The organism is Saccharopolyspora sp. ASAGF58, from assembly GCF_012277335.1.
In the GTDB taxonomy this organism is placed as follows: Bacteria; Actinomycetota; Actinomycetes; order Mycobacteriales; family Pseudonocardiaceae; genus Saccharopolyspora; species Saccharopolyspora hattusasensis.
Window position 1 is genome coordinate 2,659,398 of the sequence record NZ_CP040605.1, and the last position, 25,393, is coordinate 2,684,790.

Annotated in this window: 22 protein-coding genes; 14 read left to right on the top strand and 8 right to left on the bottom strand. The window is 71.0% G+C overall.

Annotation, left to right across the window (positions count from 1 at the left end; translation table 11 throughout):
- Positions 1 to 253: 253 nt before the first annotated feature.
- The 7 genes from FDZ84_RS12530 to FDZ84_RS12565 all read left to right on the top strand — a co-directional run bounded on the left by FDZ84_RS12530 (position 254) and on the right by FDZ84_RS12565 (position 11,318).
- Positions 254 to 1,120 carry a hypothetical protein gene (locus FDZ84_RS12530; RefSeq protein ID WP_305852032.1) on the top strand — a complete coding sequence of 289 codons (867 nt, stop codon included), beginning with the start codon at positions 254 to 256 and terminating at the stop codon, positions 1,118 to 1,120.
- Positions 1,117 to 2,322, top strand: coding sequence for a fumarylacetoacetate hydrolase family protein (locus tag FDZ84_RS12535; protein WP_168586045.1), 1,206 nt, complete (start codon positions 1,117 to 1,119; stop codon positions 2,320 to 2,322). Before FDZ84_RS12530 ends, FDZ84_RS12535 begins: the two co-directional genes overlap by 4 nt.
- A 4-nt stretch (positions 2,323 to 2,326) precedes the next feature.
- Complete coding sequence (locus FDZ84_RS12540; protein WP_168586046.1) at positions 2,327 to 3,019, top strand: IclR family transcriptional regulator; 693 nt, start codon at positions 2,327 to 2,329, stop codon at positions 3,017 to 3,019.
- 265 nt (positions 3,020 to 3,284) lie between these two features.
- A complete protein-coding gene (locus FDZ84_RS12545) occupies positions 3,285 to 4,787 on the top strand; it encodes a cytochrome ubiquinol oxidase subunit I (RefSeq protein ID WP_168586047.1) in 1,503 nt (500 codons plus the stop codon).
- Positions 4,788 to 4,802: 15 nt separating this feature from the next.
- A complete protein-coding gene (cydB, locus tag FDZ84_RS12550) occupies positions 4,803 to 5,816 on the top strand; it encodes a cytochrome d ubiquinol oxidase subunit II (protein ID WP_168586048.1) in 1,014 nt (337 codons plus the stop codon).
- 93 nt (positions 5,817 to 5,909) lie between these two features.
- Positions 5,910 to 9,716: a thiol reductant ABC exporter subunit CydD gene (gene cydD / locus FDZ84_RS12555; RefSeq protein WP_210435529.1), complete on the top strand. Its 3,807-nt coding sequence runs from the start codon at positions 5,910 to 5,912 to the stop codon at positions 9,714 to 9,716.
- Positions 9,717 to 10,160: 444 nt separating this feature from the next.
- Positions 10,161 to 11,318 carry a GAF domain-containing protein gene (locus tag FDZ84_RS12565; RefSeq protein ID WP_168586049.1) on the top strand — a complete coding sequence of 386 codons (1,158 nt, stop codon included), beginning with the start codon at positions 10,161 to 10,163 and terminating at the stop codon, positions 11,316 to 11,318.
- Positions 11,319 to 11,639: 321 nt separating this feature from the next.
- Here the strand turns inward: FDZ84_RS12565 and FDZ84_RS12570 are convergent, their stop codons facing one another.
- A complete protein-coding gene (locus FDZ84_RS12570) occupies positions 11,640 to 12,281 on the bottom strand; it encodes a response regulator transcription factor (RefSeq protein ID WP_168590011.1) in 642 nt (213 codons plus the stop codon).
- A 60-nt stretch (positions 12,282 to 12,341) separates the two neighbouring features.
- The gene (locus tag FDZ84_RS12575; RefSeq protein ID WP_168586050.1) at positions 12,342 to 12,854 is read right to left on the bottom strand and encodes a DoxX family protein; all 513 of its coding nucleotides are present in this window, start codon (positions 12,852 to 12,854) and stop codon (positions 12,342 to 12,344) included.
- A gap of 113 nt (positions 12,855 to 12,967) precedes the next feature.
- Here FDZ84_RS12575 and FDZ84_RS12580 point away from each other — a divergent pair, with 113 nt between their 5' ends.
- Positions 12,968 to 13,858: an ATP-dependent Clp protease adaptor ClpS gene (locus tag FDZ84_RS12580; protein ID WP_168586051.1), complete on the top strand. Its 891-nt coding sequence runs from the start codon at positions 12,968 to 12,970 to the stop codon at positions 13,856 to 13,858.
- Positions 13,859 to 13,881: 23 nt separating this feature from the next.
- On the opposite strand, the gene FDZ84_RS12585 is transcribed toward FDZ84_RS12580, so the two are convergent.
- The gene (locus FDZ84_RS12585; RefSeq protein ID WP_210435530.1) at positions 13,882 to 14,490 is read right to left on the bottom strand and encodes a macro domain-containing protein; all 609 of its coding nucleotides are present in this window, start codon (positions 14,488 to 14,490) and stop codon (positions 13,882 to 13,884) included.
- Positions 14,491 to 14,935: 445 nt separating this feature from the next.
- Between FDZ84_RS12585 and pheA the strand changes: the two genes are divergently transcribed.
- Both pheA and FDZ84_RS12595 read left to right on the top strand, forming a co-directional pair.
- Positions 14,936 to 15,859, top strand: a complete 924-nt coding sequence (gene pheA, locus FDZ84_RS12590; RefSeq protein ID WP_168586053.1) for a prephenate dehydratase — start codon at positions 14,936 to 14,938, stop codon at positions 15,857 to 15,859.
- Positions 15,856 to 16,509 (top strand): histidine phosphatase family protein, encoded by a 654-nt coding sequence (locus FDZ84_RS12595; protein ID WP_246868966.1) that lies wholly within the window; start codon positions 15,856 to 15,858, stop codon positions 16,507 to 16,509. Before pheA ends, FDZ84_RS12595 begins: the two co-directional genes overlap by 4 nt.
- Before the next feature lie 43 nt (positions 16,510 to 16,552).
- On the opposite strand, the gene FDZ84_RS12600 is transcribed toward FDZ84_RS12595, so the two are convergent.
- Together FDZ84_RS12600 and FDZ84_RS12605 are read right to left on the bottom strand one after the other, a co-directional pair.
- Complete coding sequence (locus tag FDZ84_RS12600) at positions 16,553 to 16,903, bottom strand: metallopeptidase family protein (RefSeq protein WP_168586054.1); 351 nt, start codon at positions 16,901 to 16,903, stop codon at positions 16,553 to 16,555.
- Positions 16,904 to 16,931: 28 nt separating this feature from the next.
- Positions 16,932 to 17,888, bottom strand: coding sequence for a septum formation family protein (locus FDZ84_RS12605; protein WP_246868967.1), 957 nt, complete (start codon positions 17,886 to 17,888; stop codon positions 16,932 to 16,934).
- A 177-nt stretch (positions 17,889 to 18,065) separates the two neighbouring features.
- Here FDZ84_RS12605 and FDZ84_RS12610 point away from each other — a divergent pair, with 177 nt between their 5' ends.
- The 3 genes from FDZ84_RS12610 (at position 18,066) to serS (ending at position 21,261) form a co-directional block, all read left to right on the top strand.
- A complete protein-coding gene (locus FDZ84_RS12610; RefSeq protein ID WP_210435531.1) occupies positions 18,066 to 18,752 on the top strand; it encodes a hypothetical protein in 687 nt (228 codons plus the stop codon).
- Between the two features lie 3 nt (positions 18,753 to 18,755).
- Positions 18,756 to 19,925 carry a glutathionylspermidine synthase family protein gene (locus FDZ84_RS12615; protein ID WP_168586056.1) on the top strand — a complete coding sequence of 390 codons (1,170 nt, stop codon included), beginning with the start codon at positions 18,756 to 18,758 and terminating at the stop codon, positions 19,923 to 19,925.
- A 73-nt stretch (positions 19,926 to 19,998) separates the two neighbouring features.
- Entirely contained in the window at positions 19,999 to 21,261 is a 1,263-nt protein-coding gene (serS, locus tag FDZ84_RS12620) for a serine--tRNA ligase (RefSeq protein WP_168586057.1), read from the top strand.
- Between the two features lie 206 nt (positions 21,262 to 21,467).
- Here serS and FDZ84_RS12625 read toward each other — a convergent pair whose 3' ends face one another.
- Positions 21,468 to 22,103, bottom strand: a complete 636-nt coding sequence (locus FDZ84_RS12625; RefSeq protein ID WP_168586058.1) for an endonuclease — start codon at positions 22,101 to 22,103, stop codon at positions 21,468 to 21,470.
- Positions 22,104 to 22,470: 367 nt separating this feature from the next.
- On the bottom strand, positions 22,471 to 23,343 hold the full coding sequence (locus FDZ84_RS12630; protein WP_168586059.1) for an LLM class flavin-dependent oxidoreductase: 873 nt from the start codon (positions 23,341 to 23,343) through the stop codon (positions 22,471 to 22,473).
- 126 nt (positions 23,344 to 23,469) lie between these two features.
- Between FDZ84_RS12630 and FDZ84_RS12635 the strand changes: the two genes are divergently transcribed.
- Entirely contained in the window at positions 23,470 to 24,282 is an 813-nt protein-coding gene (locus FDZ84_RS12635) for an HAD family hydrolase (protein ID WP_168586060.1), read from the top strand.
- Positions 24,283 to 24,314: 32 nt separating this feature from the next.
- On the opposite strand, the gene FDZ84_RS12640 is transcribed toward FDZ84_RS12635, so the two are convergent.
- On the bottom strand, positions 24,315 to 25,346 hold the full coding sequence (locus tag FDZ84_RS12640; protein ID WP_168586061.1) for an N-acetylmuramoyl-L-alanine amidase: 1,032 nt from the start codon (positions 25,344 to 25,346) through the stop codon (positions 24,315 to 24,317).
- Between the last annotated feature and the right edge of the window lie 47 nt (positions 25,347 to 25,393).

The following is a 25,393-nucleotide window of genomic DNA, read 5'->3' on the forward strand; positions in this document are numbered from 1 at the left end:
CGATGTGCGGCCCGGGACGCTCTGGGCCGGATCCGTCGCCCGCGAGCTGATCCGCACACCCCTCTTAGTACCAGCTGGAACGTCGCCGTGGGGAGCCAACCGGGAGTAGTGCGCGAAGGGGCGGTGCGAGCGAAGTTGGCGGCCGGAGGATGATGATGTCCAAACCAGGCGAGGGAGGCCTACATGACCCCGCCAGACGTCCGTTTATCGGGCACCTTTGTTCACTCGCCGGTACGGCATTAGCGTGTCAGCCGTGTCAAGCGCTGTTGAGCTTCGCGCGCCCGGTCCGCGCGGCATCCCGCCCCTGTTCGCCCGACTGGTTGACGACGCCGCGCTGTTTCCGCCGGGAACCGCCGGTGTGCAGCAGGCGGTGGCCGACCACCTGGACGCGTGCGGCGGCGAGTACGCGGGCCTGCTGGGGCCGATGTTGTGCAAGGCGTCCCGACTGGCCGAGTTGATCACCGAGCTGGCGAAGGCAAAGCCAGCTTCGCCGGTGCCGCTTTCGCTGGTGTGCGACACCGGGCTGGGCGGCGTGCCCAAGGCCCTGTCGATCATCGAGGGGCGACAGGAGCTGCTGGCGCTGCGGATGGTCGAGATGCCCGCGCCGTCGGACGTCGACGACATCTGGCTGGAGCGGGTCTCGGAGTTCGTGCCCGAAGACATCATCCGGGTCGTCGAGCCGCGTCGCGGCGGTGACGGCTGGCTGGGCGGCATCCGGCGGGTCGCCGAGCACGGTTGTTGGCCCAAGCTGCGCTGCGGCGGGCAGACCGCCGAATCGGTGCCGTCCATCGACGTGGTCAACGACTTCATCGCGGTCGCCGGCACCCTCGACGTGCCCTTCAAGGCCACCACCGGGCTGCACACCGCGGTGCGCTGCACCGATCCGGAAACCGGCTTCATCCACCACGGCTTCCTCAACATCCTCGTCGCGACCGCACGCTCGCTGTCCGGCAAGGACGTGCGGGCGGCGCTGGCCAGCACCGACGGCCCCGCGCTGGCGAAGGAGGCGAGCGCCCTGTCCGACGACGCGGCCAACGCGGTGCGCGACGTCTTCGCGTCCTACGGCTCGTGCTCGTTGCAGGACCCGGTCGCCGAACTCGAAGGATTGGGGCTGCTTTGACCTGGATCGAGGACCCCGAGTTCGCCCCGGACAAGCCGTTCGGCCCGCAGACGCTGCCCTACGGGGTGCTGGTGACCGGCGGGGGACCGGTCATCGCGGTGCGGGTCGGGCGGCATGCGCTGCCGCTGCGCGGCATTGCCGGGGCGCTCGGTCCTCGACTCGCCGAGCTCGTCTCCGGCTCCTCGCTCGACCCGCTGCTGGCGGCGGGCCGCGACCGCTGGCACGAGCTGCGGGAGCGGCTCACCGAGCTCGTCACGGCCGACCGGGCGCCGGCCGGTGCGGGGCTGGTGCGCACTGACTGGCACACCCTGGTGCTGCCGTTCGCGGTCGCCGACTACGTCGATTTCTTCTCGTCGCGGCACCACGCAGAGAACGTCGGCCGCATCTTCCGCAGCGCCGCCGAGCCGCTGCCCGAGAACTGGGCGCACCTGCCGATCGCCTACCACGGCCGGGCGGGCACCGTTTACGTCTCCGGCACCGACATCCACCGCCCGCGCGGGCAGCGCAGGGCCGCCGGTGACCTGCAGCCCGCGTTCGGCCCGACCCGGCGGCTGGACTTCGAAGCGGAGGTTGGGTTCGTCTGCGGCGGCGAACCGGCCGCCCAGGTGTCCACTTCGGACTTCGCGGAGCACGTGTTCGGCGTGGCGCTGGTCAACGACTGGTCGGCGCGGGACATCCAGGCCTGGGAGTCCAAGCCGCTGGGGCCGTTCCTGGCCAAGTCGTTCGCCACGTCGGTCGCCGGGTGGATCACCCCGCTGGAAGCATTCGAGCACGCCCGCGTGCCGACTCCGGCACCGGAGCACGTGTTGCAGCCCTACCTCGTCGAGGCCGAGCCGTGGGGGCTGGACCTGCGGCTGGAGGTGCGCTGCAACGAGACGCTGCTGTCCCAGCCGCGATTCGAACACATGGCCTGGTCGCCCGCGCAGCAGCTCGCGCACCTGACCGCGAACGGTGCGCCGGTGCGGCCCGGTGATCTGTTCGCCTCCGGAACCGTGTCCGGCCCGGAGCGCGACCAACGGGGCTGCCTGCTGGAGCTGACCTGGGGCGGGGCGGAACCGATCACATTGCAAGACGGTGAGCAGCGGACCTTCCTCCAGGACGGGGACCGGATGACACTGAGTGGCAGTGCGCCGGGACCTGACGGCTCGGTGATCGGGCTCGGCGAGGTTACCGGCACGGTGCTGGCCGCGGCTCGGAGGTGACACGATGGCCCAACCCAGCCCCGAGCCGATCCGTGCCCCGGTGGGCCTGCACCGCGACGTCCAGCCGGGCACCAAGGAGAGCTCGCTGACCCTGGACCGCGGGCTCAGCCTGCTGCAGGCCGTGGCGGACGCGGAAAGCGAAGCACCCACCATCAGCGACTTGGCGGCGACCGTCGGGGTCAGCCGCGCGGCGGTGTACCGGCTGCTCGGACCGTTGCAGAGCCGCGGCCTGGTGCGCCGCGAGGGCTCGAAGGTGCGGCTGGGGCTCGGCGTGCTGTGGCTGGCCGGGCGCGTGCTGCCGCAGTTGCGCGCCGCGTCGCTGCCCGCCTTGCGGGCGTTGGCCGAGAAGCTCGGCGCGACGGTGCACCTGACCGTGGCCGACGGCAGCGAGGCGCAGGTCGTCGCGGTCGCCGAGCCGTCGTGGACCAGCTACCACGTGTCGTACCGGGTGGGTAGCCGGCATCCGGTGCAGCGCGGGGCGGCCGGTCGCGCCGTGGACCTGCCGCCCGGCGGGCCGCGCTGGATCACCAGCAGCGGCGACCTGCAGCCGGGGGCGTTCGGAGTCGCTTCGCCGGTGCGCGGAGTGCCGGGGTTGCGCGCCAGCGTGGGTGTGGTGGCCCTGCAGCCGTTGGCGCCCGACGAGGTCGGCCCGCTGGTGCTGGAGGCGGCGGAGGCGGTCGCCGAAGCGCTCCGCTGATACCCGCCGGTGGGCGCTGCTTCGGATGTCCAGTGGTCATCGGCCGGGCATCGCGCGCGAGGAGCCGGGGCCGGTACTCCCGATCCGGTTTTTTGCGCTTAAGTCTTCCGCACTCACCAGGTCGCTTGGTACTTGTACACGATATGGTGAATGTGATTGCCCAGCGTGACCAGGACCAAGGTCCCGTCCGGGTTAGGACCCTCGACCGGGCGAGATAGGGCCCTTGCCTCTGCGATTTCTCAGCTCGGGGCGGCAGGGTGGAGCCGTGGATCTGCTCGACATCGCCCGCTGGCAGTTCGGGATCACGACGGTCTACCACTTCCTGATGGTCCCTCTGACCATCGGGCTGGCGATCCTGGTCGCCGGGATGCAGACCGCGTGGTACCGCACCGGCAAGCAGCGCTATCTGAAGATGACCAAGTTCTGGGGCAAGCTGCTGCTGATCAACTTCGCCATGGGCGTGGTCACCGGCATCGTGCAGGAGTTCCAGTTCGGCATGGCCTGGAGCTCCTACTCGCGCTTCGTCGGCGACGTCTTCGGCGCCCCGCTGGCCATGGAGGGGCTGCTCGCGTTCTTCGTCGAGTCGACCTTCCTCGGCCTGTGGATCTTCGGCTGGGACCGGCTCTCCAAGGGCGTGCACCTGGCCTGCGCCTGGGCATTCTCGCTGGCAACAGTGCTGTCCGCCTACTTCATCCTGGCCGCCAACTCGTGGATGCAGCACCCGGTCGGCATCGAGCTCGTCGACGGCCGGCCCCGGCTGACCTCGATCTGGGCGGTACTGGGCAACAACACCGTGCTCGCGGCGTTCCCGCACACCGTGTTCGGCTGCTTCGCGGTCGCCGGTTCGTTCCTGATCGGCATCGCCGCCTGGCAGATCGCCCGGCACCACCGCAAGTCCGACGCCGACGACGAGGACCGCCGCGCCTGGCACGGTTCGATGCGGCTGGGAGCGTGGGTCGCGGTGGTCGCGTTCGCCGGGCTCGCGATCTCCGGGGACGTCCAGGGCAAGCTGATGTTCCAGCAACAGCCGATGAAGATGGCCTCCGCCGAGGCGCTGTGCCACAGCGAGGCGCCCGCCAGCTTCTCGATCTTCGCGATCGGCGACGTCACCCGCCCCGACTGCGAGAACGTCAAGAGCATCACCGTGCCCTACATCCTGTCCTACCTGGCGGAAGGCGACTTCCACAGCGAGGTCAAGGGCGTGCAGGCGCTGATCCCGGAGTACCAGGCCAAGTACGGCACGCACTACCCGGACGACCCGCGGCTGGGCTCGTTCGCCGGGCAGCCCATCGACTACGTGCCGAACCTGCCGGTGACCTACTGGGGATTCCGGTTCATGATCGGCTTTGGCGGGCTGGCGGCGCTCGGCGCGCTGGCCGTGCTTTGGCTGACCCGCAAGCGGAAGTTCCCGCCGGGCAAGTGGTGGGTGCCGCTGGCGGTGCTGAGCATCGCGTTGCCGTTCCTCGGCAACGTCGCCGGTTGGGTGTTCACCGAGATGGGCCGCCAGCCGTTCGTGGTCGTGCCCAACCCCGATCCGTCCGGCGTCGACGGCGTGTGGATGTACACCGCATCGGCCGTGTCCGCGGGCGTGCACCCCGGCGAAATGCTGACCTCGGTACTCGTGCTGACCGCGCTGTACGGGGCGCTCGCGATCGTGGAGATCTTCCTGATCGTCCGCTATGTCCGCGGCGGCTTCGACGGGGTGATGCCGCCGAAGCCGCCAGAGGGCGAGGAGAAGTCCGGCGAAGCCCTGTCCTTCGCGTACTGAGAGGCTGCACCTGCGATGGATCTGCCCACCTTCTGGTTTTGCGTGATCGTCCTGTTCTGGCTGGGCTACCTGTTCCTGGAGGGCTTCGACTTCGGCGTCGGCATGCTGCTGCCGGTGCTGGGCCGCCGCAACGAAGAGCGGCGGGTGCTGATCAACACGATCGGCCCGGTCTGGGACGGCAACGAAGTCTGGTTGATCGTGGCGGGCGGCGCGACGTTCGCTGCCTTCCCCGGCTGGTACGCGTCGCTGTTCAGCACGGCCTACCTGCCGTTCCTGGTGCTGCTGGTCGCGCTGATCGGGCGTGGCGTGGCGTTCGAGTACCGCGGCAAGGTGGACACCGCGCGCTGGCGGCGCACCTGGGACACGGTGATCGTGCTCGCCTCGTGGATCTCGCCGATGATCGTCGGGCTGGTGCTGTCCGCGAGCGTCTTCGGTCTGCCGCTGAACGAGCACGGGGACCGGGTCGGCGGCTGGTGGACGATCTTCACGCTGCCGAACGTGATCGGCGCGCTAGCGGTGTGCGGGTTCTCCCTGCTGCACGGTGCGGTGTTCCTGGCGCTCAAGACGGAGGGCGAGATCCGGGAGCGGGCGCGGCGGTTCGCGCTGCGGGCCGGGGTGCCGCTGCTGCTGCCGGTGATCGCGCTGGTGTTCACCGCGCAGCTCCTGGAGGGCGAGACCTGGACCTGGGTGCCGCTGGTGATCGCGCTGGTCGCGGCGTTGGCCGGGCTCGCCAGGCTGTACCGGTGGCGGGACGGCCAAGCGTTCGCGCTCCAGGGCGTGGCGCTGGTCGGCGTGGTGGTGACCCTGTTCGGCGCGCTGTGGCCGAACGTGATCCCGTCCACTTTGGACCCGGCGTGGTCGTTGTCAATCGCGGAAACCGCGTCCAGCCCGTACACGCTGACCGTGATGACGTGGGTGGCGGCCTTCGGTGCCCCGGCGGTGCTTATCTATCAGGGCTGGACGTACTGGGTGTTCCGCAAGCGCATCGGCACCCAGCACATCCCACCGGTGCACGTACCCAGCGCATGACGATTTCCGCAGGTCAGGGACCGTGAGTACTTTGCGGTGCTATAGCGCCCCAAAGCGCTCACGGGGGAAGCAGCACATGACAGGGAGTTCGTGATGGGTCCGCTGGGAGCACTGCCCCGGTTGTCCGGGGCGGCCCGGCGTGCGCTCGTCGTGGCCGGTCTGCTTTCGGTCGGTAACGCCGTCGCGCTGATCGTGCAGGCCTGGGCGCTGGGCAGCGCGCTCGCAGCGGTGGTGACCCGGGGCGCGGCGCCGGACGCGATCGGTCACTACCTGGTCGTGCTGGCCGCAGCGGTGGTGGCGCGGGCCGTGCTGGGCTGGGCGACCGAAACCGTGTCCGCCCGGGCGGCGGCGGGCGCGAAGGAGGAGCTGCGCGGCCTGCTGCTGGACTCGGCGTTGCGCCGGGGGCCGGAGTGGATCCAGCAGCGCGGCCCGGCCGAGCTGACCGCGCTCTCCACGAAGGGCCTCGACTCGCTCGACGCGTACTTCACCAAATACCTGCCCGCCCTGGTGACCGCCGCGGTGGTGCCGCCGCTGGCGGGGGCCTGGATCCTTTTCTCCGACTGGGTTTCCGCGCTGGTCGTCGTGATCACCGTGCCGCTGATCCCGCTGTTCGCGTGGCTCGTCGGAAAGTACACCGAGCAGCGCACCTCGCGGGCCGCCGACGCGGTGCAGCGCCTGTCCGGCCAGCTGCTGGAGCTCATCCGGGCGCTACCGGTGCTGACGGCGTTCGGGCGGGCGCGGTCGCAAGGCGAGGTGGTCCGCCGGGTCAGCGACACGCACCGCCGTACCACGATCGCGACTCTGCGCATCGCCTTCCTGTCCGCGCTGGTCCTCGAGCTGCTCTCGTCGCTGTCGGTGGCGATGGTGGCGGTCGGCATCGGCCTGCGGCTGGTCTCCGGCGACCTCGACCTGGCGACGGGGCTGCTGGTGCTGGTCCTAGCGCCGGAGTGCTACCTGCCGCTGCGCGCGGCCGGAGCCGCCCACCACGCAAGCGAGGACGGCGTCGAAGCCGTCCGCAGGGTCGACGAGATCGTGAGCGGTCGCACCGCATCGCGGCGAGGTGGGGGTGATGAAGCGAACGGTCCGTTCGCGCTGGTAGGTGAGGCAAACGGTCCGTTCGCTTTGGAGGGATTGGGTTCGGGCGAACGGCCTCTTGACCTAGTTCATCGGCGTGAACGGTCCGTTCGCTCCGACAGCGCGTTGCGCGTCACCGGGCTGCGGGTGCGGCGGCGGGACGGGTTCGCGCCGGACGGGTTGAGCTTCGTCGCGCGGCCCGGCGAGATCGTGCGGTTGGAGGGCTTCGACGGGATCGGGCCGAGCGGCAGCGGGAAGTCGACGACGATGGCCGTGCTGCTCGGCTTCGCCGCCCCGAGGGAAGGCGCGATCACCTGGGGCGGCGTGGACATCGCCGAGCTCGACGCGGCCGAGTGGCGACGCCGCATCGCATGGGTGCCGCAGCGCCCAACCTTCACCGGCGGCACCGTCGCCGACGAACTCGCGATCGCCACGGCCGACCAACCCGACCTGACGGCCCACGTCGGCGAAGCGTTGTCCGAAGCGGCCGCCGCCCACCTTCGCGACCGCCGCATCGACGAACTGTCCACAGGGGAGCGTCAGCGGGTCGCGGTGGCCCGAGCCCTGCTGAGGCTGCACGGCGCAGCGACGATCCTGCTGCTCGACGAACCGACTGCGCACCTGGACGCGGCGACTGCGCACCAGGTCAACGCGGCTATCCGACGCGCCGCCGACGCGGGCGCGACCGTCGTGCTCGCGAGCCACCGCCCGGAGGCGGTCGCGACCGAACCGGAAGCAGCCACTGCGGCCGTCCCGGCCGCTCCGCCCGACCTGCCGGATGCGACCGGTCGCATCCGCGACCTGATCACGCCGCGAACGCTCCTCGGCGTCGGCCTCGGAGCGCTGTCGCTGCTCTCCGGCCTCGCGCTGACCGCGACCTCGGCCTGGCTGATCGCCCGTGCTTCACAGCAGCCGCCGATCCTCACGCTCTCGGTCGCCGTCGTGGGCGTGCGCACCTTCGCGCTGTCGCGCGCGGTGCTCCGCTACGCGGAGCGACTCGTCACGCATGACGCCGCCTTCCGGCTCTCCGGCCGCCTCCGGCGGCAGCTGTGGGAGGCCCTCGTGCGACTCGGGCCGGTGCGCACCGCCGGGCTGCGCCGCGGCGAGGGTCTCGCACGGCTCGTCGACGATGTCGACACCGTCCGAGACCTGGAGCCCCGCGTGATCCTCCCGCCGCTGGTCGCGACGGTCGTCGTGGTCGCTGCGGTGGTGCTCCAAACACTGGTGCTGCCCGAAGCGGGCTTGGTGCTCGCAGCTGCGCTGCTCGTCGCCTTCGTGGCGAGCCCGCTCGCTGCGCTCGTGGCGGAGCGCCGCGCGACCACTGCCGTGGCCGAAGGTCGGCGCCGTGTCGCGGCTCGCGTACTCGCGCTGTTCGACGGCTCGGCGGAGCTGCTCGCCTTCGGCGCGCACATCGAGCGTCGAGCGGAACTCGCTGCCGCCGACGAGCGGCTGGCTGCCCGCGCCCGCCGCGCGGCGTTCGGCGCGGGTGCCGCGACGGCGGTGAATACGCTGCTGGTCGGCATCGCGGTGCTCGGCGGAGCCTGGTTTGGTGCGGAGGCGGTGGCCGAAGGCCGCCTGGCGCCGGAGCTCGCGCCACTGCTGGGCCTGGTGCCGCTAGCGGCGGCGGAAGCCGTCGCGTTACTGCCGCCGGCTGCGCAGCAGTGGCAGCCGCTGCGCGCAGCGCAAGCGCGCTTGGCGCCACTGCTCGCGGCAGGCTCCGGCGAGCCGCAGGCGAGTCGTGGCCGTGCGGCGGAAGCGGCTCGGCGGGGCGGCGAGGCTGGGGCTCGGTCTGCGAGTCGTGGCCGTGCGGCGGAAGCGGCTCGGCGGGGCGGCGAGGCTGGGGCTCGGTCTGCGAGTCGTGGCCGTGCGGCGGAAGCGGCTCGGCGGGGCGGCGAGGCTGGGGCTCGGTCTGCCAGTCGTGGTGCGATGGGGCGCGAGGTGGCGCAGCGCAGCGGCGAGGCTGGGGCTCGGTCTGCGAGTCGTGGTGCGGCGGGGCGCGGGGCGGCGCAGCGCAGCGGTGACGCGGAGCCTTCGACCGTTGGCCATAGCGGTGAGTCGAGGAGCGAAGCGACGACCGCCGGTGGCGGTGAGCTTCGCGGGGCTCCGACCAGCGGTGCCGAATTCGTTGGTGTGCGTGGAGATTCCCGCGATGGCTATCAGTGCGGTGCCGCCGGGCCGAGTTCCGGTGGCGTCGAGCTGGCCGGTGCCGACGTCCGGTGGCCTGGGTCGGCGGAGTTGGCTTTGCGGGGCGTGGATCTGCGCGTGCCGGATGGGGCGCACGTCGCGGTTGTCGGGCCCTCGGGCGGCGGGAAGTCGACGTTCTTGGCGCTCCTGCTGGGGTTCCTGGGTGCCGAGCGCGGCGAGGCGCGGGTGCCGCAGCGGGTTGCGTGGTGCCCGCAGGAGCCGCAGTTGGTCTCGACGACCATCCGGGAGAACCTGCGGCTCGCCGCGCCGCACGCGAGCGACCAGGCGCTCGGCGAGGCGCTCCGGCTGGCCGGGCTGCCGGGCTGGGACGAGCGGTTGGACGAGCTGGTCGGCAGCGGCGGAGCGGCCCTGTCCGGCGGCGAGGCGCAGCGCCTCGCGCTGGCACGAGCCCTGCTGTTCGCGGATGCGGACCTGCTGCTGCTCGACGAGCCGACCGCGCACCTGGACGTGCCGACGGCGGAGGAGCTGCTCGCCCGCCTCCGCAGCGAGCTGCGGGGACGCACGGTCGTCCACGTGACGCACCGCTGGTCGGAGACCGAGCACGCCGACATCGTCCTGCGAGTCGAGGGCGGCGAAATCACGGTCGTCCGCAACAACCAACGCGAGGAAGCGCTCTCGTGAACGCCGTCCGCGCGCCGTCGCCGCTCCTCGACCGGCAGCCCCGAGGCGCACCGTTGGACCAGCGAAAACGCAGGCCCGCCAACCCTGGGCAAGGCGGGGGCTGGGATGCGGCAGCCCAAAGCACGCGATGCGCCGGATCGCAGGGCGCCATGGCGCGTGGCCAAGGCACGACGAGCCATGCCGTCGCGGGCGGAGTCCTTCGCCCGATCGGCCTCGCAGAGATCAGCGCCGTGATCGGTCGCGCGGCCCGGGTACGCCGCCAGGACCGCGAGGTGCGGCGATTTCGCGCGAAATCGCCGGTCCACGTGAGGGGGAGGCGGCGATTTCGCGCGAAATCGCGGCGATCGGCATGGGGGCTGCCAGCCGGAGGTATCGGGATGCGCTGTGAGCTGCGTCGTTCGGAGCCGACTTCGCGCCAGCGGGAGCTATAGCCTCGTGCATGTCATGGATTCCACCCTCGCCAGGCGCATGCTGGCAGCGTCCACCGAGATCACCCGGGCTGCGCTGTCCGCGGAGGATCCGGACGCCGTCCTCCCGCTGGTCGTCCGCCGCGCCGCCGAACTGGCGGAGGCCGACTTAGGCGTCGTCACGGTGCGCGCCGACGACGGCCGCCTGACCGTCGAAGCCGCCTACGGCGCGCCCACCGCGATCGGCCCGCTCGCCGACCCGGTCGGCACCGTCCTGTCGTCGCGTTCGGCGGCGGCGCGGGTCGCCCGCAGCGGCGTGCCGGTCGTCGTCGACGACCTGATCGACGACCCGCTGACGGCCCCGTACGTGCCAGCCTCGCTGCGGGTTTACGGCCCGTTCGCCGTCGCGCCCTTCGGTACCCGCGAGCGGCGGCTCGGCGCGCTGGCCGTCTACCGGCGGCGCGGTGCCAGCACCTTCACCAGGGTCGCCGTGGACGTGCTGACCTCGTTCGCGGCTCAAGCCGGTCTCGCGCTGGTGCTCGCGGAGGGCTCCACGGCGCGCCAGCGCATCGCGGTCTATCAGGAGCGGGAGCGCATCGCGCGCGACCTGCACGACGTGATCGTGCAGCGGCTCTACGCCACCGGCGTGCAGCTGGAGGTCCTGGAGCGGCGGCTGTCGGGCCGGCTCGACGCCGCCGACGCGGCCCGGCTGTCCGAGACGATGGAGCAGATCGACCAGGCGATCGCCGAAGTCCGGGCCACCGCCCGCACGCTGCGCTCCGCGGACCCGGAAATCCCCGCGCACGCGCCGTTGCTCGACGACTCGATGCGCTCCGAGGTGCAGATCGCCGGGGAGCTGATGGGGCGCCCGCCGCGGCTGGAGATCGACGGGGACTTCAGCGACGTGCCGGTGCCGGTGGCCGACCACGCCCGCGCCGCGCTCCGCGAAGCGCTGTCCAACGTGGTCCGGCACGCCGGGGCGCAGGCCGTGCTGGTGCGGGTGCGGCGCTTGGATTCGGGGCTGCTGCTGCAGGTCGTGGACGACGGCTGCGGAATTCCGCGCGACGTGAGCAAACGTGGTCTCCGCAACCTCGAAGAGCGCGCGGTCGCGGCGGGCGGCCGCTGCGTGATCACGTCCTCTCCGGACAGCGGCACCACGGTCACCTGGGAAGTCCCGCTCTCCAGCAGCACCTGAACCACCGTCAGAGCTGAAACCCGACCAGCTCCGTCCGCCGCCCACCGTGAGTACTTTTCGGCGCCGCGGAAGCTGTTCTGGAAGTGGCCGTCCAGGGGCGTGGGTAGGGTGGGCTCTTGTCTTTGCAGCGGCGTAGCCGCTTGGCCCACACACGCAACTGGCGCCCGTCGCGGGGTTCTCAGCGTCGTCTGGCGAGGACAGTCCCCGGCGTGGTGAATTGGCTCATGAGTCGGGAATCCTGGAGTTCAGGCGGCTTCCGTAATTCCCGCAGGGGGCCGCTTCCCGCACCGCCACGCAGGACGAGTCTGGAAACCGTCTTGCTCAGCTCTGGCTCTGGCGGCGGGCGACCCAGGCGGCGGCTTGGGTGCGGCGCTCCATGCCGAGCTTGGCCAGCACCGAGGTCACGTAGTTCTTGACCGTCTTCTCCGCCAGGAACAGCCGCTCGGCGATCTGCCGGTTCGTCAGCCCCTCGCCGATCAGATCCAGCACCTTGCGCTCTCGCTCGGTCAGGGCGGCGAGCTCGTCCGGCTCGGGGCTGGTGGACTGGCGCAACCTCGCCAGGACCCGGCCGGTGGTGATCGGATCCAGCAGCGAATGCCCGGCCGCGACCTCGCGCACCGCGTTGACCAGGTCCTGCCCGCGCACCTGCTTCAGCAGATAGCCGGACGCACCGGCGTTGATCGCGCCGACCAGCGCCTGCTCGTCGTCGAAGGCCGTGAGCACCAGGCAGTACGGCGGCTGCGGCAGCTCGCGCAGCCTGCGGCACAGCTCCAGCCCGTCTCCGTCGGGCAACCGCATATCGATGACCGCGACGTCGGGTCCGGTCGCCTGCGCGCGCACCAGCGCCTCGCCGACGCCGCCGGCTTCCGCGACGATCACCACGTCTTCCTCGGTGTCCAGCAGGTCGCGGAGCCCGCGCCGGACCACCTCATGATCATCGACTAGCAGCACCCTCACTGGCACGAGCACCACGCTACGTACGTGCTCGGCGGCGGATGCGCTGAGGGTCGCCTGACGACCGGGTTACTTCCGGGCCTTCGCCGCGCCCTTGACCGCGCCGACGCTGTGGTGGGTGTGCTTGGCGACCTTGCGCGCGCGGCGCTTGGCCCGGTAGCCGACGGACGGCTTGCCGCCCGTGTCGACGGCGGTGATCAGCAAGCCGCCGAGCAGCCCGATGTTCTTGAGGAAGTGAATCTGCTGGTTGGCCCGCTCCTGTGGATTGTCGATCTCCCAGAACGCATGCGCCGCCAGCGTGGTCGGCACGGTGCTGCCGGCGAGCAGCAGCGCGGCCAGCCGCGGGAATTTGCCGAGCGCCAGCAGGGCTCCGGCCCCGATCTTCACCACGCCGTCGATGCGCACCAGCGTTTCCGGATCGGTCGGGAACCGTTCCGGCAGCGAGTCCTTGAGCGGGGCCGTGGTCTTCTCCAGTAGCGGGGCGGCCGCCTTGGCGTGGGTCGGCGCATCGCGCAACGCCCCGATCCCGTCGTAGATGTAGGTTGCGGCGAGCATCGGCCGGGCCAAACGGCGAATGAGCATCTGGGGACCTCCTCGGTGGTCGGCCGGTGTGCCCGACGGTACTCATTTCGCCCTCGGCGCGCTTGATCACCTGAACTTGCGCCAGGCCGGCTCAACTTTCACCTGTCCAGTGGATGAAATCCGCAGCGGCACCCCGGAGGAAAGCTGACAGAACCGGGTGCGGCCCGCCGAGTGCGGGCCTCACCAGGGCAATTCGGCATAATCGGCCGTGCCCAAAACTCGAAACGTGGCGAGTCGACATCCACAACGACGATGTGACTTCGATGCTCGTGGTCGTTCACGTGCTCCACCGATTGTGCGGGTTGTCGCTGGCTGACGCCGGTGAGCTCGCCGCCCATGCGCACCAGCACGGTGCGGCCGCTGTCCGCGAGTTCGCCGATCAGGCGACCGCGGAGGCGCTCGCCGTTGCTCTGCAACGCCACGGACTGCGCACGACGATCCGGAAAGCCCGCAACCGCGTGGAACGACACCGCGAGGAGCCGGAGCCGGTGCTCACCGTGGACGACGAGGACTTCTTCGAAGCGGTGTCGACCTCCGATGGCGTTGCCGTGCAGATGTCGGCCAATGTCGCCGAAACGCTCGCGCACCACGCCGAACAGCTCATCCACCTGCTTGGATCCGGCGTTGCCGAGCCGGCCCGGGCGGGCGTTCTCCGCCGCGCCGCGCCGGCGGACCTCCTGGGCAGGATGTTTCCCGACACCTACCGGGAGCGCGCCGAATCGGCCGCATTCCGGCAACGACACCGTGCCGCGCTGCAGGACACGGCTGCGGCTCGACGGGTCCACGCCCGATGCGTCGGCGGCACCGAACACGTCCTGCCCCGCGGTGACGTGACGGACTGGTTGACCACGTTCGGCCTCGCGAAGCTGATCTCGTTGCCGCGCGAATACGCCCGGTTCAAGCCAGCCGACCCCGGGCTCGCGGGCGCATGGCTGACTCACGTCCAGGAAAAGCTGATCTTGGCGGCAGAGCCCGGCTACACCACGCCTCGGCCGCTCGGCTGACCGGTCTACTCGGCTGACCGGTCTCAGAGGTCGACGCGGGCGAAGATCTCGTCCCACGCCGCCGCGACCTGGCGTGCGCACAGTTCCGGGGCGGCCCCACCGGTGCCCGTGCCCAGGCCGGGCATCGCGACAGTCCGGACCACTTGGTGGACCGGGGTGCCGTTCTCCAGGACACCGCTGGCCCAGAGCCGCAGCACGGCTCGCGCCGCGAGGTAGGGGTGGACCGTGTCGGCGGGGAGCTGCTCGCCGGGTTCCCGCATCGTGGGAGCGCTGATCAGCCAGATCGGGTTCGGCGCCCCGGTGGGCACCAGCAGCGCTTCGCCGACCGGCAGCTCGCCGCCGTGGTACGCCAGCACCGCGCTGCGGACCTGCTCCTCCACCTCGGGGAAGGCACGCGCGTACACCGCGTCGATGCCGCCCCGCATCCAGCCGTAGGAGTTCGCCGGGCTCACCACCGCGTCGACCCGCAGGTCGAGCACCGAACCCCGGTGAAGGGTGAGGCCGGCTCGGCCGTCGGCGATCTCTTGCCAAGCGGCGGCCAGCGGCTCGTCTAACGCGCATAGGACGAGCTGCAGCTCCGGCTCCGCTCCATCCGCTGAGCGCCCCGAATCTGCGGTCACGCCCCACAGCATCGCAGGAATGTGTGACGCGGTGGCATTGGGTAGGTCACACATTCGCCGATTTGTCGGAGCGCGGACCCGCCGCTCGGAACGTCCCGCCGTCGAGTGGACGCCCGCGCCCGCGCGCCCGGACGAGTGGCAGTCCGCCTTCCGGCCGCCGAGGTTGCACCGTCGGCACCGCCACACGACTGTGATCCGAAGCAGCCGGAATCCGGACGGAGTCTGTAAGAGCCTGCCGGCGAATGCCGTCCGCGCCTTTGGAAGCGGCGTAGCCGCTTGCATTCACCTTGCCAAGACGACCATCGGCGGGTTCTGCGAGGTTTTCTTGCGAGGACGGTCCCTCCGCCGCGTATTGGACATACATCAGGAGGGGCACCCGCAGTCCAGGGAACCTCTCAGGTTCCGCTAAGCGACCACCCGCCCAGACCATTCACCAACAGGCTCTTAGTCTGGGCGGGTGCCACAAATCGCGTACCTCGGCCCGCCGGGCACCTTCACCGAACAAGCCACCCGGCAGCTGACCGGGGATTTCGACGCCGAACTCGTGCCGTACGAGACCGTGCCGCTGGCACTCGCCGCAGTGCGCTCCGGTGCGGTGCTGGCCGCCGGGGTGCCGGTGGAGAACTCCGTCGAAGGCTCGGTGGCCGCCACGCTGGACGCGTTGACCACCGACGAGCCGCTGGTCGCGGTGCAGGAAGTCGTGCTGCCGGTGCAGTTCGACCTGCTGAGTCGGCCCGGCATCGCGATGTCTGAGATCAGTACCGTGGCGAGCCATCCGCACGCCCTCGCCCAGGTCCGCGACTGGTTGGCCGAGAACCTGCCGGGCGCCAGCGTCTGCGCGACAAGTTCCACCGCCGCGGCGGCCGCCGCGGCGGCCGCCGGGGAGTTCAACGCGGCGATCTCCGCGCCGGTGGCCATCGAGCACTACCCGTCGCTGGTGCGGCTCGCCGCCGGCATCGCCGACGTGCGCGATGCGGTCACCCGCTTCCTGCTGGTCCGCCGCCCCGGCGCGCTGCCGGACCCGACCGGCGCGGACCGGACCTCGGTGTGCGCGGTGATCAGCGACGAGGTCGGCACGCTGGCTGAGATGCTGGCCGAGTTGTCGCTGCGCGGCATCAACCTCAGCCGCATCGAATCCCGGCCGTTGCGGGAGCGGTTCGGCGAGTACCGGTTCTTCCTCGACTTCGACGGGCACGTCGCGGACGCGCGGATCGGCGACGCGTTGACCGCGCTGCGCCGCCGCTGCAGCACCGTGCTGTTCCTCGGGTCCTACCCGAAGGCGGACCGCTCGCCGGCCAGCGTGCGCCCATCCGCCTCGGAGCAGGCGTTCCAGGTTTCGGCGAAGTGGCTCGAAGACATCCGCGCGGGACGGTTGGCTTGATCGATTTCGGGTTCGAGCTGGAGGCGCCCACCGGATTGCGCTTGATCCTGGCCCGCCACGGGCAGACCCTGGCCAACGTGCGGCAGGAACTCGACACCTTGCCGCCCGGCCCCGGCCTGACCGAGCTGGGCGAGCGGCAGGCGGCGCGGTTGGCAGAGCGGCTGGCCGGGGAGAAGATCATCTCGATCCACGCGAGCCGCGCCCTGCGCGCGCAGCAGACGGCGCAGCCGTTGGCGCAGCGGCACCGGCTGCCGGTCGAGATCGTCGAAGGAACGCACGAGATCTACGTCGGGGAGCTGGAGGGGCGCGGCGACTCGGAGGCGCTGCGGGTCTTCGACGACGTCTACGAGAGCTGGCATGAGGGGCGGATCGACATCCCGATGCCCGACGGGGAAACCGGCCGCGAGGCGCTGACCCGGTTCGTCGGGGGTGCGCGCAGCGCCATCGACGGCGCGGGTGACGGCGCGGTGGCGCTGGTCAGCCACGGCGCGATGCTGCGGCTCGCGGCGTGCGCCATCGCCGCTAACGTCGACGCAGCCCACGCCAACGCGAGGCATCTGCCGAACACGGGCGTGATCGTCCTCGAAGCCGACCCGGACGTCCGCACGGGCTGGCGCTGCCTCTCCTGGGACGGCCTCGGCACCCCCTGATCTGCAGTCTCACCTGACCACGGTTCCCGGTGTCGTTGCCGGTTCAGCCCCAGCCCAGGGCGTGGAGCTTTTCGTCGTCTATGCCGAAGTGGTGGGCGATTTCGTGCACCACCGTCACCGCGACTTCGTCGACCACTTCTTCCTCGTCCGCGCACATGTCCAGCAGCGGCTCGCGGTAGATCGTGATCCGGTCCGGCAGCACCCCGCTGTAGGTGCTGTCCCGCTCGGTCAGCGCGATGCCCTCGTACAGCCCCAGCAGCGACGGGTCCTCGGGGTTGGTGTCCTCCACCAGCACCACGACGTTGTTCATCGCGGCCGCGAATTCCGCGGGCAGCAGATCGAGGGCGTCGGCCACGAGTTCCTCGAACCGGGCGCGGGTCATCTCCACCGGCATGAACCCGTTCTACCGCACTCGGCAGGCGTCAGCGGGGCTCCGTCGCGGGCACGCCCGGCTCGTTCGGGGCCGCGTCCTTCGGTGCCGGCTCCTTGTTGACCTGCACCTCGCCCTTGACGCTGCCGGTCACCGGCGCGAGCCCGCTGCCGTCCGGCAGCTGCGCGCTGACCTTGCAGTTGACCTGCCGCGAACCGGCGTCCCAGCTCTCCGGCGCCAGCGTGTCCCAGTAGGGGACCAGGCCCTTGTCCTTGGCGACGGTCGGGCCGCCCGCAAAGTTGTCGGTCAGCTCCGCGCACCTGGTCGCGAGGAAGCCGTCCTGGTCCGTCTCCGGCGGGTAGCCGCCGGGGAACTGCTCGCCGAGGTCGACCTGGCCGGTGATCTCCACCGAGTGCGGCCGGGCGCAGTCCACCGGGTCCCACACCGCCGTGCCGTTGATGCCCAGGCAGCGGCCGACCGGGTAGACGTTGGACTGGTCCATCTGGGCCGCGCTGCCGGTGATCGGGTAGAGCTTGCCGGACGGTCCGGGCTGCTGGATGCCGCAGTGCAGCGTCCGGTCGCCGTCGGCCCAGCCATCCTCGCTCGGGGTGAACGCGCCCACGCTGAACCGGCCGTGCGGGTCGAACTGGTTGGACAGGAAGCCCTTCGACACGTCGGTACAGCGCTGCTGCTTGATCTGCTGCCACTGCTCGGTGTCCGGGAATGGGGCGTTGTCGCCGAACTCGCCGCGCAGTTCCGAGCTGCCGGTGACCTGGAAGAGGTGGGGTTCGGCACAGGTGACGTTCCTGATATCGCCGGCGTCGGGGTCGTTCCAATTCAGGCAGTCGCCCGCCTGGGCATCGAACACCGCCTCCGGCGCCGGGGCCGAACCGATCTGGCCGGAGCCGCCGACCCCGCGGCCGCCGGTCCCGGGACCGCCGCCGGTGGGCCAGTTCAGCACCGCGCTGACCACGAGGATCAGTAGGGCGCCGATGGCAGCCGAGATCATCACGATCCGAGTGTTGGGCTTGTTCCGGCGTGGACTGGGAGGGGATTTGCGCGCTGCCATCGAACACATGATGCCTCGCCGCGTCCCGGATTGCGCGATGCCCTCTAGCAGGTTCGGAACCGATTCGTTGCCGGGCACGTCGCCTCAATAGGTAATGTTGCGTTCGGGAGTGGGGCTATGACGGAAGATGGCAAGCCAGTGGCAGACGACGAGCAGCCGCAGGGGCACGCGGGGACGACCCCGGCGCAACCGCCGCCGCCCCAGCCGTCGGAAGAGGCGGGGCGCGGCCGGATCCGGTACCAGGATGCCGAGCACACGACTCCGCGCGAGCCGACGCTGGCGGAGCAGCGCGCCCGCGTCGCCGCCGAGAAGCGCCGCGAAGACCAGCACCGGGCCGAGCTGGAGGCCGCGGAGGCCAAGACGAAGAAGCGGCGCCGCCTGATGATCGGTGGCGGCGCGACGGTCGGCGTCGTGGCGCTGGTGGCCGCGATGTACACCGCGTCGGAACTCAGCAACGAGGCCAACGCCACCCAGGAGTACTGCGCCACGGACCAGTCGGGCCAGCCCGGCAACAGGGACCAGGATCAGTACTGCGACGCGAACTACGTGAACTCGCACGGCGGCTACGTGGACGGCGGCATGTTCTTCATGCCGATCTTCCTGCCTAACGGGGGCTTCGGCGGCTACAACTCCTACCGCTACGCGTACACGCCGTCCGGCGTGTCGGCGCCGCCGATCGGCTCGCCGGCCTCCGGGTCGACCTTCACCAAGCCGTCCGGTTCGACGATCAAGGACACCAGCGGCAAGACCATCCAGCGGGGTGGGTTCGGCATCAGCAGCAAGAGCGGCAGTAGCGGGAGCTGACGAGTGCGGCGCAGGACCACGGCACGACGACCGGATTGGCAGGCCAAGGTCGAGGAGCTCGGGCTCGTCTTCGGCACGCCCGCGCGCGCGGCGGACGGCACGGCGCGGCCTTACTGGGACGAGGGCGTGCACTACGAGTTCAGCCTCGACGAGGTGCTGTCGTTGGAGGCGGACGTCGAACTGCTGCACTCGATGTGCCTGGAGGCCGTCGATCACGTCATCATCACGGAGCGCTACAAGGACTTCGGCATCCCGGAGTGGGTCTGGCCGCACATCGCCGATTCCTGGAAGCGCCACGACCCGCACCTCTACGGCCGGTTCGACCTGCGCTACGACGGCACCGGCCCGGCGAAGCTGCTGGAGTACAACGCCGACACCCCGACCTCGCTGCTGGAGGCGGCGGTCGTGCAGTGGCACTGGCTGACCGAGTGCCACGAGGGCGACGACCAGTGGAACTCCATCCACGAGACGCTCGTCGAGCGCTGGGGCGAGATCACCAAGCAGCTGGCCACCAACGAGGTGCACTTCACCTGGTCGTCCGCGGACGTCACCGGCGAGGACAACATCACCGCGGCCTACCTGCAGGAGACCGCGGCTGAGGCCGGGCTGGACACGGTTGGCCTGCCGATCGAGGAGATCGGCTGGGACAGCCTGCTGAAGCGCTTCGTCGACCTCGAAGAAGCGCCGATGAACTCGGTCGTCAAGATCTACCCCTGGGAGTGGATGGTCGACGACGACTTCGGCAAGCACGCCGTCAAGACGCTGCCGGCCACCCAGTGGGTCGAGCCGCTGTGGAAGATGCTGCTGTCCAACAAGGCGCTGCTGGCGGTCCTTTGGGAGATGCACCCGGGGCACCCCAACCTGTTGCCGACGTTCCTGGACCAGCCCGGCCTGCTCACCGAGTACGTGCGCAAGCCCCGCCTGGGGCGCGAGGGCAACAACATCGCGGTCGTCGCGCCGGGCTGGGAGACCGAGACCGGCGGGGTGTACGGCGCGGAGGGCTACGTCTACCAGGCCTTCGACCCGCTGCCGGAGTTCGACGGGATGCGCCCGGCCCTCGGGGCATGGGTGGTCGGCGACTCGTCGGCGGGGCTCGGCATCCGCGAGACGGCGGGCCTGATCACCGACGACGGCGCGGCCTTCGTGCCGCACCGCATCCCCGCGAGCTCCTGACCCCATACCCTGATCGCGGCAGGACGCACCCTGCGGGTGGGTCTCTCGCGGCGGGCGGCTACGCTGACCAGCTGTGATCGACCTGAAGACGCTACGCGATGATCCGGAAGCGGTGCGCGCTTCGCAGCGCGCGCGAGGAGAGGACGCGTCCCTGGTGGACGCGCTGCTGTCCGCCGACGAGCGTCGCAGGTCCGCGGTGTCCCGGGCGGACAACCTGCGCGCGGAGCAGAAGCAGCTCGGCAAGCAGGTCGGCAAGGCCAAGGGCGAGGAGCGCGAGGCCCTGCTGACCCGGGCCAAGGAGCTCGCCGCGCAGGTCAAGGAGGCCGAGGCGGAGCAGTCGGCGGCCGACGAGGAGCTGCTGCGGTCGCAGAAGGCCGTGTCCAACGTCGTCGAGGCCGACGTGCCGCCGGGCGGCGAGGACGACTACGCCGTGCTCAAGCACGTCGGGGTGCCGCGCGAGTTCGACTTCGAGATCAAGGACCACGTCGAGCTGGGCACGGCCATCGGCGCCTTCGACATGGAGCGCGGCGCGAAGGTCGCCGGCGCCCGCTTCTACTTCCTGACCGGCATCGGTGCGCAGCTGGAGCTGGCGCTGCTGAACATGGCCGCCGCGCAGGCCGCCGCCGCCGGTTTCACCCTGGTCGTGCCGCCGGTGCTGGTTCGCCCGGAGATCATGGAGGGCACCGGGTTCCTCGGCGCGCACGCCACCGAGGTGTACCGGTTGGAGGAGGACGACCTGTACCTGGTCGGCACCTCCGAGGTCCCGCTGGCGGGCTACCACTCGGGCGAGATCGTGGACTTCTCCACCGGCCCGCTGCGCTACGCGGGCTGGTCGACGTGCTTCCGCCGGGAGGCCGGTTCCTACGGCCGGGACACCCGCGGCATCATCCGGGTGCACCAGTTCAACAAGCTGGAGATGTTCGTCTACTGCCGGGAGGACGAGGCCCGCGACGAGCACCAGCGGCTGCTGGCCTGGGAAGAGGAGATGCTCGCCAAGATCGAGGTGCCCTACCGGGTGATCGACACGGCGGCCGGGGACCTCGGCGCGAGCGCGGCCCGCAAGTTCGACTGCGAGGCGTGGGTGCCGAGCCAGCAGACCTACCGCGAGCTGACCTCGACGTCGAACTGCACCACGTTCCAGGCGCGGCGGCTGAACACCCGCTACCGCGACGAGGACGGCCGCCCGCAGTTCGCCGCCACGCTCAACGGCACGCTGGCCACCACCCGGTGGATCGTCGCGATCCTGGAGAACCACCAGCAGCCGGACGGCTCGGTGCGGGTGCCCCAGGCGCTGCGCCCGTTCCTCGGCGGCCGCGAGGTCCTCGAACCCAAGTGATCACCCCGGCCGGGGCTGATTTCCAGGCGCGTCTCACGTGTCGTGTCGTGTTCGGTGCGTGCGGCCCCCGCGGAAATTACGGCCCCCTGCGGGAATTACGGTCGTCGTCCGGACTCCGTCCTACGCAAGTTCCATTGAAATCGGACCTTCGATTTCAATGGAACTTGCGAACCCCGCGACGCGCTCATGGGTCCTGACCAGTGGGTTCAGGCCGCCTTGGTGATCTCAGCGGCGAGGCCGCGATCGAGGGTCGCCCGAACCAGGGCGGCCGCCAGGCGGGCGAGCTCGTGCCCTTCGACGAGGCCCGCGAGCCGGTCCGGATCGGTGGGCAGGCCGAGCTTCTCCGCGCCCGCCAACGCCTTCTTGTCGAAGAACGGCCGGAGCTCGGGCCACACCAGCTGCACCTCGCGGCAGAAGATGTCCGCGCCCACCGGCCCGAGCCGGGGAAGTTCGGTGAGCTTCTCCTGCAGCAGGCCGATGTCCCCGTCGGCCTTCGCGCGCATCCGCCGGAGATCCCCGTGGTACCGGTCGATCAGCAGCTGCGCGCCCTTGCCGAGCGCCGTGGACGTGCTCTCGTCGTACCGCGCGTAGTGCCCGCGGTCGAGCGCGTCGACCCGCTGCTGCCAGGTCGCGTCGCACATCTTCTGCGGCGTCCCGAACTCGGCCAGTTCGCGCGCGGCCGATACCGCCAGCTCCGCCCTGATCCGGGTGGACATCAGCATCGACAGCACCAGCAACCGGTACAGCGGGGCGGGTTTGTTCGCCAACGAAATCCCGGCCTGGGCGGCATAGGTGGTGCCCGCCTCATCCAGCAGGAATTGCACGACGTTCTTCACCGACATCGCCACCACCTCCTGCCGGAAAGGCCTACCCGGCAGCTCCCGGGGGCACACCTGCGGTTGCGGCCCGGCTTACGGTGGGGCGTGTCCAACCCCCTGGTGGCGCGCAGGTCCTCGCGCTGGCCGGTCTCGGCGACCGGATCCGCCGGTTTTGCGCGACAACGACAACGAGGCGCCGACGGTCGACACCGACGGCCCGCCGCGAGAGAGCCGGGCGTGCCGCTGGGTGCTTGCGAGCAACCTGCGGTCACGAGTGCGGTCAGCGCGAACGACGAACGGCAGATCGGTGAATCGGCGAGTACGCCCCCATGTAGTGCTTTGCATGCCCCGTGCGATGCGTCGGCGCGTGCTCGGGTTTGTCACGGGGAGATCACAGTTCGGGCAGGACCTCCGAGGCGATCTCCTCGACAGTGGACTCCTTGCCCGCGTACGGCTCCTCGGGGCGTGGCCAATGCGTGATGACGTCGGTGAAACCGAGCTCCGCGGCCCGGCCGACCACGTCCCGGAAGTAGTCCACACTGGACATCGAGTAGGCCGGTGCGGCGTCCACCTGCAGGTACTTGTCGACATTCGCCGGGTCGCGGCCCTGTTCGGCGAGCACTTCGGCGAACCGCAGCGACAGCTCGGCGACCGACCGCCACCAGGTCTCCACGTCGTCGGCAGGCCGACCGGTGGTGACCCAGCCCTGGCCGTACTCCGCTGCCAACCGCATCGACCGCGGCCCGTTGGCGGCGATCACGAACGGCATCCGGGGCAGCTGCGCGCAGCCGGGCGCCCGGTGCGCTTGGACGGCCGTGTAGTACTCGCCGGAGTAGTCGGTGCAGTCTTGGGTGAGGATCTGGTCGAGCAGCTCGACGAACTCGGTGAACCGGTCGACGCGCTGCCCGGCGGTGAGTTCGGCGCGGCCCAGCACGTGCGCGTCGAAACCGATGCCGCCCGCGCCGATGCCGAGCGTGATGCGGCCGTCGGCGATGTCGTCCAGCGCGGTCAGCTCGCGCGCGAAGTGCGCGGGGTGCCGGAAGTTCGGCGACGCGACCAGGGTGCCCAGCCGGATCGTCGAGGTGAGCGTGGCGGCCGCGGTCAACGTCGGGACCGCGTCGAACCAGGTCTTGTCCGCCAGGGACCGCCAACCGAGGTGGTCGTAGGTCCAGGCGTGGGCGAAGCCGTACTCCTCGGCCATCCGCCACAGCGGCTCGGCAGCCCACCAACGGTGTTCGGGCAGAATCACGATCCCAACTCGCACGCCGTTGACCGTACTGGTCGAGCCCCGCCCTTATCGACCCGATCAGGTGATGCGGAACGTGGCGCGGGTCGCGTAACAGGGGCCCGGGCCTCCCGCGCGATGACCGGGACCGGGCAGGATGACTGGGTGCGCAAACCTGGCCTGGTGGCATCGGACGTGGATGGCACCCTGCTCGACCCGATGGAGCGGGTGAGCCCGCGAACCGCGCGGACGGTGCAGCGGGTGGTGGCGTCGGGCACGCCGTTCGTGCTGGCCACCGGGCGTCCGCCGCGCTGGATGCCGATGGTCGTCGCTGGGCTGGGCGTGTCCGGGATGGCGGTTTGCGCGAACGGTGCGGTGCTCTACGACGCGTCCGCCGACCGGGTGCTGCACAGCCACGTGATCGACCCGGTGCTGCTGCACGACGTGGCCCGCGAGCTGCGGCACGAGCTGCCGGGCTGCGCCTTCGCGGTGGAGCGGACCACCGACGGCGCGCGGGACCGGCCCCACGAGCAGTTCCTCGCCGAGGCCGATTTCCGCCGGGTGTGGCCGAATTCGGACATCCATGTGGCCGGCGCGGGCGAGCTGACCGGTAAGGCCGCGGTCAAGCTGCTGGTCCTGCACGAGCACATGACCAGCGCGGAGATGGCGGCGGCGGTCGGCGCGGTGCTCGGCTCGCAGCTCCAGCTGACCTACTCGACGACGGCCGGGCTGATCGAGCTGTCCGCGGCGGGCGTCGACAAGGCGACCGGCCTGGCGGCGGTGGCCGAGGAGCTGGGCGTGGACCAGGCCGACGTGATCGCCTTCGGCGACATGCCCAACGACGTCCCGATGCTGAAGTGGGCGGGCCACGGCGTGGCGATGCGCAACGCCCACCCGGAGGCCCTGGCGGTGGCGGACGAGGTCACGGCAACCAACGCCGAAGACGGCGTGGCGCACGTCCTCGACCGCTGGTGGTGACCGCCGTTTCGATTGAAACTGCGGTCAACCGGTCATGGCCGGTGGTCGCGTTGCATGGCTGTTGCGCGGGCCCGGATCTTGTCGAGCTGCTCGTAGCCGCGCTGCCCCGGACAGGCCGTCTTGCTCACGTCGCGGTGGCCGAAGATCGTCGGTAGCGGAACCACCGCGCCGGGCGGGAAGTGTGAGTTGTTCGCGGGCCCGGCGATCAGCTCGATGCGGCCGTCCGCGGGAACCCTGGCGGTGTTCAGCTTCCACGCGCTGATCGCCGCGACCGACTCGATGGTGGCGCCGGAAGGCGCGATGCGGTCGTAGTTGCCCATCATCGACACGCCGAACGTCCCGCCGTTGAAGCCCCGCGCGTGGCCGCCGATGATGTCGTCGCGCAGTCCGCCGGCGCGGCCTTCGAAGATCGTGCCGCACTTGTCGACCAGGGCGTGGTAGCCGATGTCGCCCCACTTCAGCTCGACGGCGTGGTAGCGGTAGATCGCCCGCACGATGTCGGCCGACCGGCCGCAGTCGTAGTCGTTGGTCCCGGCGGTGTGGTGCACCACGACCGCCTTCGTCTCGGTGCGCTCCGGCGGCCAGGTCATCTGGCTCTCGTCGGCGCCCCACTGCGCGCGGCCGACGACCGGCGGCTGCCCCGGGGCGCTCGACCGGGGTGGTGCGGCGGATGCGGAGCCCGGGTTGATCGCGACGAGTTCCAGCTCGCCGGTCACGTCAGCGCCCGCCCGGCTGGCCCGCACCTCGGCGGTGTCGGCGCGCTCGGTCCACAGCGGTTCGCTGCCCTGCGCCGCGTCGATCGCTTCCAGCTCCGACCACGGGCTCCAGCCGGCGGCGCTCCGGGTGCGCACCTCGACGCGGTCTGGCGCGGGGCCGCGCCAGGTGATGCCGACCAGGTCGAAAACCCCGCCGGGATGCACTTCCCGCGTTGCGTCGCGGTTCATCGGCGCGTCGCGCAACGCGACTCGGGTGCTGGTCGTCTCGGGGGTCTCCGCCGCGCTCGCACCGGGCAGTGCGGTCGCGGTGAGCAAGAGGACGATCGGGACGCTGAACCGGAGACGCATTGGCGATACCTCGCTTCCGCGACGGCGATCGGGGCCGGCCTACGTGA